The organism is Streptomyces desertarenae (genome assembly GCF_042681365.1).
Classification (GTDB): Bacteria; Actinomycetota; Actinomycetes; order Streptomycetales; family Streptomycetaceae; genus Streptomyces; species Streptomyces desertarenae.
The window spans coordinates 863,557-879,357 of the sequence record NZ_JBHUFU010000001.1; the positions used below are offsets into that span (position 1 = coordinate 863,557).

Annotated in this window: 18 protein-coding genes; 8 read left to right on the top strand and 10 right to left on the bottom strand. The window is 76.6% G+C overall.

Translation table 11 applies throughout. The annotated features are described in order from the left end of the window. Window positions 1-153: 153 nt before the first annotated feature. A complete protein-coding gene (locus ACFSJS_RS03855; protein WP_380896623.1) occupies window positions 154-870 on the bottom strand; it encodes a response regulator in 717 nt (238 codons plus the stop codon). A gap of 346 nt (window positions 871-1,216) precedes the next feature. Between ACFSJS_RS03855 and ACFSJS_RS03860 the strand changes: the two genes are divergently transcribed. Next, window positions 1,217-2,482, top strand: coding sequence for a PP2C family protein-serine/threonine phosphatase (locus ACFSJS_RS03860; RefSeq protein ID WP_380896625.1), 1,266 nt, complete (start codon window positions 1,217-1,219; stop codon window positions 2,480-2,482). Window positions 2,483-2,500: 18 nt separating this feature from the next. Here ACFSJS_RS03860 and ACFSJS_RS03865 read toward each other — a convergent pair whose 3' ends face one another. Further along, entirely contained in the window at window positions 2,501-3,718 is a 1,218-nt protein-coding gene (locus ACFSJS_RS03865) for a sensor histidine kinase (RefSeq protein ID WP_380896627.1), read from the bottom strand. Between the two features lie 174 nt (window positions 3,719-3,892). On the opposite strand from ACFSJS_RS03865, the gene ACFSJS_RS03870 reads away from it, so the two are divergent. Further along, window positions 3,893-4,312, top strand: coding sequence for an ankyrin repeat domain-containing protein (locus ACFSJS_RS03870; RefSeq protein WP_380896629.1), 420 nt, complete (start codon window positions 3,893-3,895; stop codon window positions 4,310-4,312). Window positions 4,313-4,409: 97 nt separating this feature from the next. Here the strand turns inward: ACFSJS_RS03870 and ACFSJS_RS03875 are convergent, their stop codons facing one another. Then, on the bottom strand, window positions 4,410-4,988 hold the full coding sequence (locus tag ACFSJS_RS03875) for an NADPH-dependent FMN reductase (protein WP_380896631.1): 579 nt from the start codon (window positions 4,986-4,988) through the stop codon (window positions 4,410-4,412). A 192-nt stretch (window positions 4,989-5,180) separates the two neighbouring features. On the opposite strand from ACFSJS_RS03875, the gene ACFSJS_RS03880 reads away from it, so the two are divergent. Beyond that, entirely contained in the window at window positions 5,181-5,873 is a 693-nt protein-coding gene (locus ACFSJS_RS03880; RefSeq protein WP_380896632.1) for an ABC transporter ATP-binding protein, read from the top strand. After that, window positions 5,863-7,554, top strand: a complete 1,692-nt coding sequence (locus tag ACFSJS_RS03885; RefSeq protein ID WP_380896633.1) for a hypothetical protein — start codon at window positions 5,863-5,865, stop codon at window positions 7,552-7,554. Before ACFSJS_RS03880 ends, ACFSJS_RS03885 begins: the two co-directional genes overlap by 11 nt. A gap of 54 nt (window positions 7,555-7,608) precedes the next feature. Here ACFSJS_RS03885 and ACFSJS_RS03890 read toward each other — a convergent pair whose 3' ends face one another. From ACFSJS_RS03890 to hemC, 4 genes are all read right to left on the bottom strand, one after another. After that, entirely contained in the window at window positions 7,609-8,019 is a 411-nt protein-coding gene (locus ACFSJS_RS03890; protein ID WP_380896635.1) for a VOC family protein, read from the bottom strand. 78 nt (window positions 8,020-8,097) lie between these two features. Continuing rightward, entirely contained in the window at window positions 8,098-8,490 is a 393-nt protein-coding gene (locus ACFSJS_RS03895) for a helix-turn-helix domain-containing protein (protein ID WP_380896637.1), read from the bottom strand. Window positions 8,491-8,581: 91 nt separating this feature from the next. Continuing rightward, on the bottom strand, window positions 8,582-9,448 hold the full coding sequence (locus ACFSJS_RS03900; RefSeq protein ID WP_380896639.1) for a phosphotransferase enzyme family protein: 867 nt from the start codon (window positions 9,446-9,448) through the stop codon (window positions 8,582-8,584). A gap of 156 nt (window positions 9,449-9,604) precedes the next feature. Next, on the bottom strand, window positions 9,605-10,567 hold the full coding sequence (gene hemC, locus ACFSJS_RS03905) for a hydroxymethylbilane synthase (protein WP_380896641.1): 963 nt from the start codon (window positions 10,565-10,567) through the stop codon (window positions 9,605-9,607). Between the two features lie 225 nt (window positions 10,568-10,792). Here hemC and ACFSJS_RS03910 point away from each other — a divergent pair, with 225 nt between their 5' ends. From ACFSJS_RS03910 to ACFSJS_RS03920, 3 genes are all read left to right on the top strand, one after another. Beyond that, on the top strand, window positions 10,793-11,035 hold the full coding sequence (locus ACFSJS_RS03910; protein ID WP_380896643.1) for a hypothetical protein: 243 nt from the start codon (window positions 10,793-10,795) through the stop codon (window positions 11,033-11,035). Window positions 11,036-11,115: 80 nt separating this feature from the next. Further along, complete coding sequence (locus ACFSJS_RS03915; RefSeq protein ID WP_380896645.1) at window positions 11,116-11,310, top strand: hypothetical protein; 195 nt, start codon at window positions 11,116-11,118, stop codon at window positions 11,308-11,310. A 100-nt stretch (window positions 11,311-11,410) separates the two neighbouring features. Further along, on the top strand, window positions 11,411-12,025 hold the full coding sequence (locus ACFSJS_RS03920; protein ID WP_380896647.1) for a GNAT family N-acetyltransferase: 615 nt from the start codon (window positions 11,411-11,413) through the stop codon (window positions 12,023-12,025). Window positions 12,026-12,119: 94 nt separating this feature from the next. On the opposite strand, the gene ACFSJS_RS03925 is transcribed toward ACFSJS_RS03920, so the two are convergent. Together ACFSJS_RS03925 and ACFSJS_RS03930 are read right to left on the bottom strand one after the other, a co-directional pair. Beyond that, window positions 12,120-13,109 carry a CU044_5270 family protein gene (locus tag ACFSJS_RS03925; protein ID WP_380896650.1) on the bottom strand — a complete coding sequence of 330 codons (990 nt, stop codon included), beginning with the start codon at window positions 13,107-13,109 and terminating at the stop codon, window positions 12,120-12,122. Continuing rightward, a complete protein-coding gene (locus ACFSJS_RS03930; RefSeq protein ID WP_380896652.1) occupies window positions 13,106-13,744 on the bottom strand; it encodes an RNA polymerase sigma factor in 639 nt (212 codons plus the stop codon). The genes ACFSJS_RS03925 and ACFSJS_RS03930 overlap by 4 nt, the downstream gene beginning before the upstream one ends. A 185-nt stretch (window positions 13,745-13,929) precedes the next feature. On the opposite strand from ACFSJS_RS03930, the gene ACFSJS_RS03935 reads away from it, so the two are divergent. Continuing rightward, window positions 13,930-14,808: an LLM class F420-dependent oxidoreductase gene (locus ACFSJS_RS03935; RefSeq protein WP_380896654.1), complete on the top strand. Its 879-nt coding sequence runs from the start codon at window positions 13,930-13,932 to the stop codon at window positions 14,806-14,808. A 58-nt stretch (window positions 14,809-14,866) separates the two neighbouring features. Here the strand turns inward: ACFSJS_RS03935 and ACFSJS_RS03940 are convergent, their stop codons facing one another. Then, window positions 14,867-15,784, bottom strand: coding sequence for a LysR family transcriptional regulator (locus ACFSJS_RS03940; protein ID WP_380896656.1), 918 nt, complete (start codon window positions 15,782-15,784; stop codon window positions 14,867-14,869). Window positions 15,785-15,801: the final 17 nt, after the last annotated feature.

Below are 15,801 nucleotides of genomic sequence, written 5' to 3' on the forward strand. Positions count from 1 at the left end.
TCGGCCGGTGGTGTGCCCCCGCGCGTCGGACCGTGGTGGGCGGTGGCGGTACCACGCCGGTCGCACCCGCGGACCGGGGCGTACCACCCCGGTTGCGTCCGGTGCCCCCGGTCCCCTAGGGGGGCGCGGCGGACTCCTCCGGGGCCCGGCGCGTCAGCCCAGCCAGCCGGGGGTGATCATCCCCGACTCGTAGGCGAGGATCACCAGCTGCGCCCGGTCCCGCACGCCCAGCTTGGTCATGATGCGGCTCACGTGCGTCTTGGCGGTGGCGGGGCTGAGCACCAGCCGGCCGGCGATCTCGTCGTTGGACAGCCCGGCGCCCACCAGCGCCATCACCTCCCGCTCGCGCTCGGTGAGCGCGTTCAGCCGGGGGGAGGGGTCGGGCCGCCTCACCCGGCCGGCGAACTCCGCGATCAGCCGGCGGGTCACCGCCGGGGCGATCAGGGCGTCGCCGCGCGCCACGACCCGCACCGCGTGCAGCAGCTCCATCGGCTCGGTGTCCTTGAGCAGGAAGCCCGAGGCGCCCGCGCGCAGCGCCCCGTAGACGTAGTCGTCGACGTCGAAGGTGGTCAGGATCACCACCCGGGCCGCCGAGAGCCGCTCGTCGGCGGCGATGCGGCGGGTGGCCTCCAGCCCGTCCAGCTCCGGCATCCTGATGTCCATCAGCACCACGTCGGGGCGGAGCCGGCGCGCCTGGTCGACGGCGCGCAGCCCGTCCCCGGCCTCCCCGACGACCTCGATGTCGTCCTCGTCGTCGAGGATGGAGCGGAAGCCCGCCCGCACCAGGGTCTGGTCGTCGGCGAGCAGGACGCGCACCCGCCGTCCCCCGCGGTCGGCGGACACCGGGTGGGAGGGTCGGTCGTCGGCCATGGCAGGAGCCTATGCCGCCCTCACCCCCCTCCGCAGGGGGCGGAGGGGGTGTGCGTCGCCTCACACCCCCGGTTCCCGGACGCCGCGCGGCCCGGTCGCGGTCCGGGCGGCGGACACCGGTCCGTTCGCAGGCGTACGCCCTCCGGGGGAGGGCGGAACCCGCCCGTCGCACCGGAGCGGCCCGTGCCGTCGCCGCGCCCCGTCGCGCGCCCCGCGCCTGCCGCGGTGCTCCGCCGAGGGCCCGCCAAGTGGCCGGATCGCAGGGTAGTGTTCGAGATTGACGGTGGACAGTGCCACCATGCCGGCGTCCGGACACCGGCCGGCACCGCACAGGAGGGGAGGGACCATGACGGAGACGAGTCGCGACATCGACTACGCGGCCCTTTTCGACGCCATCCCCACCCCCGTGTCCCTGCTCGACCCCGCCCTGGTCTTCGTGGACGCCAACCAGGCGTACCTGCACATGACCGGCCGCACCCGCGAGGAGCTCGTCGGCCGTTCCCTGTTCGAGGTGTTCCCGCCCAACTCGGACGACCCGCAGGGCGACGGGATGGAGAGCCTGCGCGCCTCGTTCCGGCGCGTCCTGGAGACGGGCAAGCCGGACACCATGGTCCTCCTGCGGTACGACCTTCCCGTGCGGGGCGGGGAGGGCGGCTACGAGGAGCGGTACTGGAGCCCGGTCAACACCCCGCTGCTCGGCGAGGACGGCTCGGTGGTGCTGATCATCAACCGCGTCGAGGACGCCACGTCCTACGTGCGCGACACCCTCGCCGGCCCCTCCGAACCGACGGGCAGGGGCGGCGACCTGCCGATGGTCGGCGGGAAGATCGCCGAATCCGAGCTCTACGCCCGCGCGCGCGAGCTGTACGAGCACAACGAGATACTGCGGCAGGCCCACGCCCGCGAGCACGAGGTGGCCCTCACCCTCCAGAAGGCCATGCTGCCCGTCCACATGCCGCTGGAGCGCCGCAGCGCGGCCGTGCGCTACCGGCCGGCCCAGGGCTCGCTCAACGTGTGCGGCGACTGGTACGACATGATCAACCTCAGCGACGACCGCTTCGCCGTCGCCGTGGGCGACGTCGTCGGCCGGGGGCTGGAGGCGGCCAGCGTCATGGGGCAGCTGCGCAGCGCGCTCAGCGCGGCCATGCGGGTCGCCGACGGCCCCGCTCAGGCGCTGTACGGGCTCGACCTGTACGCGCGGTCGCTCGACGGCGCCCTGGCCACCACCACCGTCAAGATCGACATCGACACCCACTCGCACACGCTCACCTACAGCAGCGCCGGCCACCTGCCGCCGATGCTGTGCCACCCGGACCAGTACGTGGAGCTGCTGGACCAGGCCACCGACGTGCCCCTGGCCGCCCGGAGCAGGCCCTCGCACCGGCCGCAGGCGATCACCTCCTACGTGCCCGGTTCGGTCCTCGTCCTCTACACCGACGGGCTGGTGGAGCGCCGCGACGAGTCCATCGACGTCGGGCTGAAGCGGCTGGCCGAGAGCCTGGCCCGGCACCGCGACCTGCACCAGGAGGAGATCGCCGACAACCTCCTGGAGGACCTCGGCATGAACAGCGGCACCGCCGACGACGCGGCCCTGGTGGTCATCAGGCTTTAAGGGCCCCGGGCCCCGGGCTCACCGGTCGTCCCCGAGCGGCAGCCGGGCCTCCACCCGGAACCCCCGCACGGGTGCTCCGCCCGCGGGCACGTTCCCCGCCGTCAGTCCGCCGCCCAGCGCCCTGGCCCGCTCGGCCATGCCCGCGATGCCGCTGCCCGCGTCCTCCCCGGCCGGCGGGCCCGCCCCCTCCGGTGCGCCGCGCCCGTCGTCCTCCACCCGCACCCGGACGTCGCCGCCCCCGTACCGCACCGTCACCACCGCCCGCCGCGCCCGCGCGTGCCGTACCGCGTTCGTCAGCGACTCCTGCACGATCCGGTACGCGGCCAGCCCCACCTGCGGCGGCACCGGCCGCTCGCGCCGCCCCTCGACCACCAGGCGCGCGTCCAGCCCGGCGGCCCGCGCCCGCTCCACCAGGGCGCCGACGTCCTCCAGGCCGGGCGCGGGCGCGGTGGGCACCGCCTCCTCGTCCGCCTGCCGCAGCACGCCCAGGGTGGCGCGCAGCTCGCGCAGCGCGTCGCCGCTGCTGGACCGCACCGCCTCCAGCGCCGCCACCAGCGCTCCGGTCTCCTCCGGCCGCTTGGCGTACCGGTGCAGCGCGGCACCGGACTGCACGTTGATCAGCGACAGGCTGTGTCCGATGACGTCGTGCAGTTCGCGGGCGATCCGCAGCCGCTCCTCGGTCGCCGACTGCCGGGCCCGCACCTCCTTCTCCCGTTCGGCCGCCACCGCCCGCTGCTCGACCTCCCGCAGGTAGGCCTGCCGGTTGCGCTGGGCGTGCCCGACGGCGACCACGCCGAATAGCCAGCCGGTGAGCAGCACCATCGCGGCGTCGTCGACGTGGCGCTCCTCGCCCGGGTCGGTCACCAGCTCGCCGTAGCCGACGGCCAGCATGGTGACCACGGCGAGGGTGACGGCCGCCCCCATGTGCCCCTCGGCGGCGACGGTGTAGAGGGCGACGACGTAGGCCAGCATCAGCAGCGGGCTGTCGTAGGGGTTGACCGGGTAGTACAGCCCCGCGCAGAGCAGGACGGCCAGCGCCACCGGGACGGGCCACCGCCGCCGCCAGTACAGCGCGCCGCAGCCGGCCGCGATCAGCGCCCAGTCCAGCGCCATCTTCGGCCAGGGCTGCCCGATCTCGGTCATCCGGTAGGCGTTGGAGGCGACCAGGACCGCCGCGACGGCGGCCGCCGGCCATCGGAACGGGCCGGCGGGGCGGCGGATCACGGGCAGCGGCATGGGAGGAAGCGTACGTACCGGGAGCACCCGGCGAGGGCCGGCGGAAGCCCGGCGGAGGACGAGGTGAACAGGAGCCGGTGCGAGGCGCGGCGGCACCGGCCGGGAAACGGGCATACGTAGGCTGACAGCGATCAACCCGTGAGACAGGTACGACGAACGACGAGGAGGCATCCGATGTCCGACGCCCCCACCCCCGCCGGTGACGAGCCCGCCCACGATCCGGAGGTGCTCCAGCTCGCGGCCAAGGTCTTCGACCTCGCCCGGGAGGGCGACACGGACACCCTCGCCGCCTACGTCGACGCGGGCGTCCCGGCCAACCTGACCAACGACAAGGGCGACTCGATCCTGATGCTCGCCGCCTACTACGGCCGCACCCCCACCGTGCGGGCCCTGATCGAGCGCGGCGCCGACCCCAACCGGGTCAACGACCGGGGCCAGACCCCCCTGGGAGGCGCGGTCTTCAAGGACGAGGAGGAGATGGTCCGGCTGCTGCTGGACGCCGGGGCCGACCCGGCCGCCGGGAACCCGTCGGCCATCGACACGGCGCGGATGTTCGGGCGGCACGAGCTGCTGAAGCTGCTCGGCGCCGAGTGAGCCGGCGTCCGGTGCCGCACCGGACGCCGGCGGGGCGGCGGGGTGCGCACCGGTGCGCACCCCGCCGCCCCGCGTCCGCCCGCCGCGGCGCCCGTGCTCACGCCGGGTAGGGGCTGTCCTCCCGCGCCCGCCGCAGGGCCAGCGCCCACCACGCGAGCTGGTCCAGCAGCGCACCGGCCGCCCGGGCGGCCTCGTCCGGGCGGCCGGGCTCCCCGTCCGGGCCGAACACCTGCCAGGCGTCGTGGAAGCTGACGACCTCGCGGACGGTGGTCGCGTGCAGCTCGGCGAAGACCAGCCTCAGCTGCTCCACCGCCCGCAGGCCGCCGCCCCGGCCCCCGTAGGAGACGAACCCGACCGGCTTGGCCGCCCACTCGGGCTTCAGCGAGTCGATCGCCGTCTTCAGCTCGCCGGGGAAGCTGTGGTTGTACTCGGGCACGACGACCACCACGGCGTCGGCCGCTCCGATCCGCTCCCCGAACCCGCGCCCGCCCTCCTCGGGGGCCGCCAGGTCGATCACGTCGAGCTTCACGTCGTCGCGCCGGGAGGCCTGGCGGGCGAACCACCCGCCCACGGTCGTCACGAAACGCCCCTCGCGCACGCTGCCGAGGACCACGGCGAGGCGGTACTGGTCCTGCTGTCGGTCCGGCCCGGCGGCCGCATCGGTCATGCCGGTCATGTCGGTCTCCTGTCCACTCGGTAACCAGGGCACGGCCGAGAACCTAGGAGTTCAAGCTCACTGGAGGTCAAGTGCCGGAGTGCCACCGGCGCGGCACCGCGCCGGTGGGGGCGGCGGGCGGCGGCTACCGTGGGACGCGGCGGCCGCCCCGCCGAGACGGCCTTGAGACGACGACGAAGGTGCCGAGGTGCCATGGTGAGCGACACGGCCGGTGTTCCGCTGCTCCGCGTGAGCGGGGTGGGCCACGGCTACGGGGACCGGGAGGTGCTGGGCCCGGTCTCCCTGGAGGTGCGGCCCGGCGAGTGCGTGGCCCTGGTGGGGCCCAACGGCTGCGGCAAATCCACGCTGCTGCGCCTGGCGGTGGGGGTCGAGGCGCCCGTCCGGGGCGAGGTGCTGTTCGACGGCGCGCCGGTCGACGCGGACTCCCCCGGCACGCGCGCCCGCATCTCCTCGGTGCTCCACGCCGCCGCCCACTACCCGGATCTGACCGTGCGCGAGCACCTGGTCTTCACGGCCCTGGCGCACGGGCTCGGGGACGCCGCGGACGCCGCGGTGGACAGGGCGCTGGAGGAGCACCACCTGGCGGGCCGCGCGCACGCCCTGCCCTCCTCGCTCTCCTCCGGCCAGGCCCAGCAGATGCTGCTCGCCGCGGCCTTCCTCAGACCCCACGACCTGCTGGTGCTCGACGAGCCCGAGCAGCGCCTGGACTCCCGGGCGCGCGCCGAACTGGCCGAACGGCTCCTGGCCCACAAGGCGTCCGGGCGGGCGTCCCTCATCGCCACCCACGACCACGGCATGGCGTCCCTGGTGGCCGACCGGACCGTCGCCCTGGAGCCGGCCGGGGCGGCGGACACCGAGCCGGCCGGAGCCTCCCGTGACCGCTGACGGCCCGGCCGCCGCACCCGCCCGGGAGCCCCGGGGGGCGCCGGGGGTCCCGCAGCCGCGGCAGAGCCGGGAGGAGTCGACCGCCGCCGCGCTCGCCCATCTGAGGGGCGCGCTGCGCGCGCACACCGCCCGGCGCCGCCGCAGCGCCGCGGCCGCCCTCTACGGCACGGCGGTGGTGGCGGCCGGGCTGGTCGTCCCGCACCTGGTGACCGCGGTCGGTTCGGCGCGGCCCGGCAGTGCGCTGGGCGCGGTCGCCGCGCACGCCCCGTCCGTCCTCCCCGTCGCCGCGCCCGCGGCCCTGGCGACCGCGGTCTTCCTCGCCGCGCGGGGTGCCCTGTGGCGCGGTCCGGTCCGGGTGGACCTGCCCACGGCCTGCTGGGCACTGCCCTCGCCCCTCCTCCGGCGGCGCCTGCTGCTCCCCCGCCTGGCGGCCGCCACCGCGTCCGGCGTCCTGGCCGGCGCGGTCTGCGGGGCGGTCGCGGGCTGGTTGTCGTCCGCCGGGGGAGACGGCGGCCAAAGCGCCGCCGCGACGGCCGCCGGCGCGTGGGCCGGCGTCGTGACGGCCCTGGTGGCCGTCGCCGCCGGCGTCCTGGTCCAGCGCCACGAACGGGCCGTGGAGCCGGTGGGCTGGAGGGCCGTCAGGCTGGGGTGGACGGGCGTGGTGCTCCTCGCCGCCCTCACCGCCACCGCCGCCGTCGCCGGGGTTCCGAACTGGTGCGGACACGTCCTGCTCTGGTCCGGCCCGTGGGGGTGGGCGGCCCAGCCGCTGGTCGCGGCGGTGGGCGGCCCGGCGCCCGGCTGGCTCCCGGCCTCGGTGGCGGCGGCGGCCGGGGCGGCGGTGGCGGCCGCCGCCGCCCGGCGGGCGGCCCCCCTGATCCCCGGCGAGTCCCTGCGCCGGCGTGCGGCGGTCGGGGAGCAGGCGCTCGCCTCCCTGTTCTCCCTGGAGCTGCGGCGCCTGAAGGAGCTGACCCGGCCCGGCCGCCCCGCCGTCCCCCGGCGCCTGGTGCGCCTGCCCGCCCCCCGCCGCCGGTGGCTGGTCGTGCCGTGGCGCGACGCCACCGCACTGCTCCGTGCGCCCGGCCGGCCCGCCTGGGCCGGTGTGTGGCTGGCCGCGGCGACGGCGTCGGCGGCGGCCGCCCCCTCCCTGCCGCCCCGGCCGCAGGCGGTCCTCGCGGCCGGGGCCCTGGCGGCCGGTTACCTGGCCGCGGCGCAGCTGACCGAGTCCGCCCGGCTGGACGGCGACGACATGCGCAGGTCCGCCGGGCTGCCCTACCCGGCGGGGACGCTCGCGCTCCTGCACGCCGCCGTCCCCGCCGTGCTGCTGCTGGCCGGCACCGCGGCCGGCGCGCTGGTCTGCGCCGCGGCGGGCGCGTGGCATCCGGTGCTGCTCCTGCCGCCCTGCGCCGTACCGGCGCTGGTGGGAGCGGCGCTGGTGAGCTCCTACCGGGGCGCCATGCCGGTCCACCTGGCGGTCGGCGCCGACACCCCGTTCGGCAACACCGCGCCCCTGCAGATGGCGGTCTGGTACCTGAGGGGGCCGCTGAGCGCCCTGGCCCTCACCGTCCCCGCCCTCGTCCTGGCGCTCGGCGGGGACGGTCCGGGGCCCGGGCACGCGCTGTGGCTCCTGGCCTCCGGCGCCGTGCAGCTGGTGTGGGCCCGCGCCGCCGCGCGGAACGCCTGACCCCGCGGCGGCCGGGCGGCCGGCGGACCGGTCCCCCGGCCGCCCGGCGCCGGGTCAGCCCTTCGGCTGGGTGAAGCGGATGCTGTTGCCGAAGGGGTCGCGGAGGCCGCAGTCGATCCCGTACGGACGCTCGGTGGGTTCCTGGGTGAACTCCACGCCCCGCTCCAGCAGCGTCTCGTACGTCGTGCGGCAGTCGTCCGTGGTGAAGATGAGCATGCCGCCCGTCGCGCCCTTGGTCACCAGTTCGCGGACCTGCCGCGCCGTCTCCTCGGACATCGCCGGGGGCCCCGGCTTCTCCAGCAGGACCTGGCGCTCCGGGTGGCCGGGGACGTTGACGGTCAGCCAGCGCATGAAGCCCATGTCGATGTCGGCGCCGACCTCCAGGCCGAGCTTGCCGACGTAGAAGTCGAGTGCCTCGTCCTGGTCGAGGACGTAGATCTGCGAGTGCGTGATGGCGGTGAACATGGGCATCACGCTACGGGGGCGGGCCGGGGGAGAACTTCTCCAAAACTGCTCGGCCGGCCGGCGGCCGGGGCGGGCCGGTCAGGTGCTCGGCCGTGTCCACGCCATCGTGAAGCACGTGGGCACGCCCGCGGCCACCGCCGCCCTGCGGTACTCCCTCGGCGACCGGCCGACGATGTCGCGGAACGTCCGGCTGAAGGTCCCCAGGCTGCCGAAGCCGACCTCGAAGCAGATGTCCGTCACACGGCGGTCGGTCTCCCGCAGCAGGAACATCGCCCGCTCGATGCGGCGGCGCTGGAGGTAGCGGTGCGGCGTCTCGCCGAAGGCGGCGCGGAAGGTGCGCGTGAAGTGCGCCGGGGAGACGTGGGCGATCCGGGCCAGGGCCGGGACGTCCAGCGGCTGCGCGTAGGCGCGGTCCATCGCGTCACGGGCCCGGAGCATGCGGCGGTTGGTCTCCTCTGCGGCGCGGCTCACGGCACCATCACACCACGTTCCTCCACCGCCCGCGTGCCGTCCGGGCGGCTCCGGGCACTCCGGACGGCACGCCCGGCCCGGGTCGGGGGGCTCATGGGGACGGCGGTCGGCCACAGGCGCCCGGACCGTCGCGACCGAGCGCTGCCCGGATCCCACCGAGCCACTCCGCGCCCAGCCGGCGCCCGTCCGGGAGCCGGTCGTCCCGGTCCCAGCGCCAGGTCGTGATCATCGCCAGCACGAGGATCCGGCACTCGCGCAGCAGGTCCCGGTCGATGCCCGGACAGTGCTCGCCGACCTCTTCGGGCGCATGGGCGAGGTCGAACTCGACGGGCCCGCGGCAACACGTCTCGAGGTCCGTGAGCAGCAGCCCGCCCTTCGTGGTGAGCACGTTGCCCGGGTGCGGCTCACCGTGCAGCAGCTGCTCGGCGGCGCCGCGCTCGCCGATCGCCCGTCCCAGGTCCCGCAGCGTGTCGCCGAGCAGCTCCCGGTCCGCCTCGGCGAGCGCCGGGGTGCGGTCGCGATCCGCCACGAGCCGCCGGGCCCGCTCGACCCGGTCCGTGAAGTGCGGCGCCGGGACGTCGAGCCGGCGCATGCCGGTGTGCAGCCGCGCGAGCACGTCGGCGTAATCGGCCGGCGGGATCCTCCGGGGCGCCACGGGCTCGTGGTAGGCCCACAGCGTGACCGCGAAGCCGTCACGTTCGTGGACGCGCGGCTCCACCCGGGGCTCCGGGGCGGCCACCGGGCACCCGGCTCCGACAAGCCGCCGGGCAAGCTCGACTTCGAACCGTGCGCCCTGGTGTGCCGCGGGCGCCACCCGGGCCAGGACGTCACAGGGCAGCAGACGCAGGGTCAGCCGGTTCGAGTCGTGGAGGACGACCGCCTCGTCGGCTGCCAGACCGAGCGCCGCGGCGGTCGACACGGCTGCGGCCACCGCACGCGGGACCTCCGGCACCTCCATCGCCACCCGCCTCCTCCCCCGAGCACTGCCGCGCCCCCCGGGCGGCACGGTCCGTCCACCGTACCGAGCGGCCGGGGGAGCCGCGCCGGCGCGGCGGGCGGGGCGCGGCCGGGTCGCCGGTCCGCCCCTTCGGCCGCCCGGCCGCCCGGCCCTCGGTCAGCGCGGACGGCTCCGGTCGCGGCTCTGGTGGGCGATGCCGTCGATCAGGTCGCGCGCTCCCTGGCGGAGCAGGGCGACGGCGACCGAGGTTCCCAGGGTGGCCGGATCGAGGCGGCCCGCCCACTCGTGCGCGTTGAGCACCGTCTTGCCGTCGGGGGTGAACACGCAGGCGCGGAGGGAGAGTTCGCCGTTCCGCTCCGTCCTGGCGTATCCGGCGATCGGGCTGTTGCAGTGCCCCTGGAGGACGTGGAGCAGCATCCGCTCGGCGGTGGCCTCGCGGTGGGTGGCCGGATCTCCCAGGCCGCTGACGGCGTCGATCAGATCGGCGTCGTCCTCCCGGCACTGGAGGACGAGGATCCCGGCGCCGACCGGCGGCACCATCACCTCGGTCGGCAGGACCTCGCTGATCACGTCCGCGCGGCCGATGCGCTGCAGGCCGGAGACCGCCAGCAGCAGGGCGTCCGCCTCCCCCGCCGCCATCTTCTCCATGCGCCGGTTGGCGTTGCCCCGGAACGGCACGCACTCCAGGTGGGGGTGCGATCCCGCGAGCTGCGCGATGCGCCGCACCGAGGAGGTGCCGATCCGGGTGCCGGGCGGCAGCTCGTCCAGGGTCAGCCCGCCGGGGTGGACCAGGGCGTCGCGGACGTCGTCCCGCTTGAGGAACGCCGCGAACACCGTGCCGGCCGGGAGCGGCCGGTCGGCGGGGACGTCCTTGAGGCAGTGCACCGCCAGGTCCGCCTCACCGGCCAGCAGCGCCGCGTCCACCTCCTTGGTGAACGCCCCCTTCCCCTCCACCTGCGACAGGTCGCCCAGCCACTTGTCGCCGGTGGTCTTCACCGGCACGACCTCGGTGCGGACACCGGGGTGGAGGGCGGCCAGTTCGGCCCGGACTCGCTCCACCTGCGCCAGCGCCATGGGCGAGTCGCGGGAGACGATGCGGATCAGTTCAGGGGCGGACATACCGTTCACGATAGACCCCCCGGCCCGCCCCCCGACGGGCACTTCGACCCGTCGGCCGCCCTCGCGGCACCGGTGTCCGGCCGGACCGCCGCCCCGCACGGCTCCCTCGCCGGACCGCCACCGGCCGCGACGAAAACCCCGTCGGTCCTGGCGTCGGAGAGCGACGATCGGGATACACAAAGTAATAGTCGCCCGTTAGAGGGCATCCACGGAGCACGGAGCGCGATGGAATCCCGAATTCAGCACTGCTCGGCGGTCTTCACCAACGGTGAGGACTTCGCCCGCGCCGCCAGGGAAGCGGGCGCGGACACGACGGCGGAGGTCCTGCTCGGCCTCCACGACGGAGGGTTCTGGTGGACGCCGGCACCCGTGGGCGCGGCGTCCGCGCCCGCGTTCGTTCCGGTCGCGTCGTCCGCCGAGCTGCCGGAGAGGGCCATGGCCGCCCTGCGGAGGTGGGCGGAGCGATGAGCGCGGCGGACGGGCGGGGGAGACGGAAGGAACGGAAGGGGCGGTCCGGGCGGCGGGGGTCCGCGCCGGCGGTCGGCGCGGTGGCGCGCGACCTGCGGGACGGGCGGGTGGGAGAGGTGATGGACGTCCATCCGGGGCGGGTCTGGCTGCGGCCGCTGGGAGGCGGACGGGAGTGGGACGCGGAGCCGCACGAGGTGGAACCGCTCACTCGGCGCGAGCAGCTCAGCGCCCGCCTCGCGGCCGCCAACGCGCGCAGCCGCCACCCGCTGCCGTGAGGGTCCGGCCCGGGGGTGCCGCGGGGGAAAACCGCTCGCCCGGCGCCGGGGCGGTGCCGATGATGGCCGGGTACCGACGAGCCTCCTCGGGGAGCCCCGCATGACCGACGACGCCCACCGGGTCCGCCCCGCGACACGGGACGACGTGCCCGCCGCCGCCCGCACCCTCGCACTCGCCTTCACCGACTACCCCTTCACCCGGCACGTGATCGCCGCCGACGGCCACGAGGAGCGGGTGGGACGCCTCCAGGAGCTCTTCCTCACCCGCGTCGGAATGCCGTACGGCCGGGTCTGGGTGGGCGGCGGCGGCCGGGCGGTGGCCGTCTGGACCACTCCCGAGCGGGATCCCTCCCCCGGGTTCGCCGAGGTCGGCCCGCTGGTGGGCGAGTTGGCCGGCGACCGTGCGGCGGCCTACGAGTCCGCCGAGCGGGCCCTGGAGGCGCACCGCCCCGGCGAGCCGGCGTGGTTCCTGGCGACGGTGGGGGTCGACCCGCGGGACCAGGGCCGGGGACTGGGCGGCGCGGTGCTCCGCCCCGGCCTGGACGCCGCCGAGCGCGCCGGCCTCCCCGTCTTCCTGGAGACCTCCAGCGAGCGGAACGTGGCGTTCTACGAGCGGCTGGGCTTCGCGGTCACGGCGGAGGTGGAGCTGCCCGGCGGCGGTCCGCGCACCTGGTGCATGCGCCGGGCGGCACGGCGGTCCGGGGCGGCCGGCTGACGCTCCGCGCCGCTCCCCGGACGGCCGGTGCCGTCCGGGGAGCGGCGCGGTGGAGCGCCCGCCGCGGGGCGGGCGCTCCCGGCCGCGGCCCGGGTCAGACGGCCCGGTCCCCGGCGGGGCGGGCGGGGGCGTCGCCCGGTTCGTCGACCACGGCGACGGCGAGCACCGCCGTCTCGTCCGAGCCGAGGTAGGCGAGGGTGGAGCGGTCGAAGACCCAGGTGGTGCGGTCCTCTCCGGCCGCCTCGAACGTCAGGCCCACGCCGGGCCGCCCGGCGGCGTCCTCGGCGTCCCGGTCCACGGTCACACCGGGGATCTTGGCGGCGGCCCGGTAGAGCGCGGCGTTCACCTCGGGCAGGAGCGTGGACTCCGGGAGCATGGCCTCGATCGCCTCGAAGACCGGCCCGTGGCGGTCGGAGCCCTGCCCCTCGGTGTCGGCGTACAGCTTCTCCAGCAGCGCGCCGGGGTCGGTGGGCAGCTTCTGCAGTTCGCGGTAGGTGGTCCGGTTCGGGTCGGCCTCCAGCTTCATGTCCCGGCCCGACGCGTCCGCCGGGCCGCCCTTCGAGGGGCCCGAGAGGACGTCCAGGCGGGCGAGGCCGTCGCGCTCGCCGTCCACCGCGTGCCAGTCCTCGCGCCGGATCCGGTCGGTGCCCTCCCCGGCGACCTCCCGGGTGCCCTGGGTGCGGAGGTAGACGTACTGGTCGTCGCGGACGGCGGCGGGGGTGCGGGCGGACGCGGCGGTGGCGATGCGGTCCAGCAGTTCCACGGCCTCCTGCCGTCCGGCGGCGGCGCCGGCGGAGGCGGTGGCGGTGGCGGCCGCCGGGGGGCCGCCGTCGGACGTGCCGCCCGCCGTCACGCCGGCGGCCACGGCGGCCGCGGCCAGGGCCGGTACGGCGACCAGCACCAGCCGGCGCCGTGCGCGCGGACGGGAGGCGGGGGCGGTGTCGCGGTCGATCTCTCGCATCAGGTGCTCCTTGAGGGCGTGGTGGCGGCCGGGCGGGAGGGCCGGGTCGCCGGGTGGCGGCAGCAACCGGGCCAGTTCCTCGCGCTCGTCCGGCTCGGAGTGCGTCCGCGGGTCGGCGTTCATCGGGTCCTCTCCTGTCTCGGCCGGGCCGCTGCGGTGCGGCTGCCCCGTACCTGTCCGTTGCCGGCGGGGGGTTCCGGTTCCCCGCGCGGGTGTTCCAGCTCCGCCTCCGTCAGCTTCCGCAGCCGCGCCCTGGCCCGGGAGAGCCGGGAGCGCACCGTCCCGATCCGCACGCCCAGCGCCTCGGCCGCCGCGGCGTAGTCCAGGCCCTGCCACACGCACAGGACGAAGACCTCGCGCTCCGCGCGCCGCAGCCTCCCCAGCGCCCGGTGGGCGGCGGCCAGCCGTTCGGAATCGGCCATCCGGCCGACCAGTTCTTCGGCGAAGTCGGGGATCGCCTCCTTCGGCGGGAGGCGGGAGAGCGCGTCCCGGTGCCGCCGGGCGGCCCGCGCGGTGTTGCGCATGACGTTCGTGGCGATGCCCAGCAGCCAGGGGCGCAGGCTCTCCCCGTCGGGCTCCACCTTCTCCCGCAGCCGCCAGGCCTCCAGGAACGTCAGCGACACCACGTCCTCGGCCGCGGCCCAGTCGCCCGTGGCGCGGACCGCGTAGCGGTGGACGACCGCCGCGTGTTCGTCGAACAGCTCGCCGTACGCCGCCGGATCACCGGCCCGTACGCGAGCTCGCAAGGAAAGTTCCACACCCGCACCTGTCCGCCCGCGCCCCTCGGTTCCCTCGCCGCGGCCCACGACACCTACCGGACCGAGACGGCGGGCCGGTGAACCGCGGTCCGCGGTGGAATACCGGTGCCGGCGGCGGCGGTTGGGCACATTCGTGACGAGCGGGCGCCCGCCCGCCGCGACCACCGACCCGGGGAGTCCGCACGATGGACGACACGACCACCACCTCCCTCGCGCGCGCCATCGGACGCTTCGGCGTCTTCGGAGGGACCTCCGGCCTGGAGCCGTCCGCGCGGAACGAGGCCGCGGCCGAACTGGAGGAACTGGGGTTCGGGGCCTTCTGGCTCGGCCACAGCACGGTGGAGGAGGCCGCGCCCGTCGTCGCGGCGACCCGGAGCATCACCGTGGGCACCGCCATCCAGAGCATCTGGCGGGCCGGGGCGGCGGACACCGCCGCGCGCTGCGCGGAGCTGGAGGCCGCCCACCCCGGGCGCTTCGTGCTGGGCCTGGGGGTCAGCCACCCCCAGATGGTCCAGGGCTACCGCAGTCCGCTCGCCTCGATGACCGGCTACCTCGACGACCTGGACGCCGCCCGGAACCCGGTGCCCGCACGCCGGCGCATCCTGGCGGCCCTCGGGCCGAGGATGCTGGGCCTGGCCCGGGAGCGCGCGGCGGGCGCCCTGCCCTACCTGGTGACGGCCGAGCAGGTCGCCTCGGTCCGGGAGGCGCTGGGCGCCGGCCCCGTCCTCGCCCCCGAGCTGGGGGTGGTGCTGGAGCCCGATCCCGGCCGGGCCCGCGCCCTGGCCCGCGAGGCGCTCTCGTTCTACCTGGGCCTGACGAACTACACCGGCAACTGGCTGCGCGGCGGCTTCACCGAGGAGGACCTCGCGGACGGGGGCAGCGACCGCCTCGTCGACGCCCTGTTCGCCTGGGGCGACGAGGACCGCGTCCGGGCCCGTGTCGAGGAGTTCCGGGCGGCGGGGGCCGACCACGTCGCCCTCCAGCTCGTCGGCTCCCCCGCACCCGACGGGCTGCCCCGCGAGGGCTGGCGCCGCCTCGCCGAGGCGGTGGGGGCCCGCGGGTAGGCCGCGCGGCGGCCGGAGCGGAGCGGGCACGCCGCGGGCCCGTGCGGCCGCGCGGCGGCTACCGGTCGGCCGCGGGGCCGGGCAGCGCCGTGCGCAGCCGGTCCAGGAACGCGCGGGCCGCCGGCCCCGAGGGCCCGTCCGTGCGCCAGGCCAGGGCGATCCGGCCGCGCAGCCGGGGCCGGACGATCTCCAGCACCCGCAGCCGGTCGCCCTCCCCGGCCGCCGAGGAGGCCGGCAGCACCGCGACGCCCAGGCCGCGCCGGGCGAGCTGGACCAGGACGTGGGGCGCGGCGGCCTCGAAGCCTACGCGGGGGCGCACCCCGGCCCCGGCGAACGCCCGGTCGAGGACGCCGCGCAGCCCGGTGCCGCGCGGAAGGCTGACCAGCGTCCGGTCGCGGAGGTCGGCCAGCGCCACGGTGGTGCGGTCCGCGCCGCCGGCCAGGGGGTCGTCCGGCGGGACGGCCGCGACCAGCGGCTCGTCGACCACCACCTGGAGCGAGACGCCCGGCGGCGGCTCCTCTCCCGTCAGGCCTACCACGGCGACGTCCAGTTCGCCGCGGTGCAGGGCGCCCAGCATCCGGTCCGACACGTCCTCGGTGAGGGTGATCTCGACGTGCGGGTGGTCGTCGTGGAAGTCGGCCATCAGGGGCACGACGTCCAGGTCGTACGTGGCCGCGGCGGAGAACAGGCCGACCGTGACGCGGCCGCGCAGCAGCCCCGTGTACTCCTCCACCACGTGCCGCACCGCGTCGGCGGCGGCGAGCGCGGCCCGTGCGTGGGGCAGGACGGCCTCGCCCGCCTCCGTGGGACGCACCGTGCGGCCGGAGCGGTCCAGCAGCGGCTGCCCCAACTCCTTCTCCAGATGGCGGATCTGCGCGCTCACCCCCGGCTGGGCGACGTGCAGACGCTCGGCGGCGCGGGTGAAACCGGCCTCCTCCACCACGGCGACCAGGTACTGCAACTGCCGGAGTTCCATAAGATCTGATTCTAGTG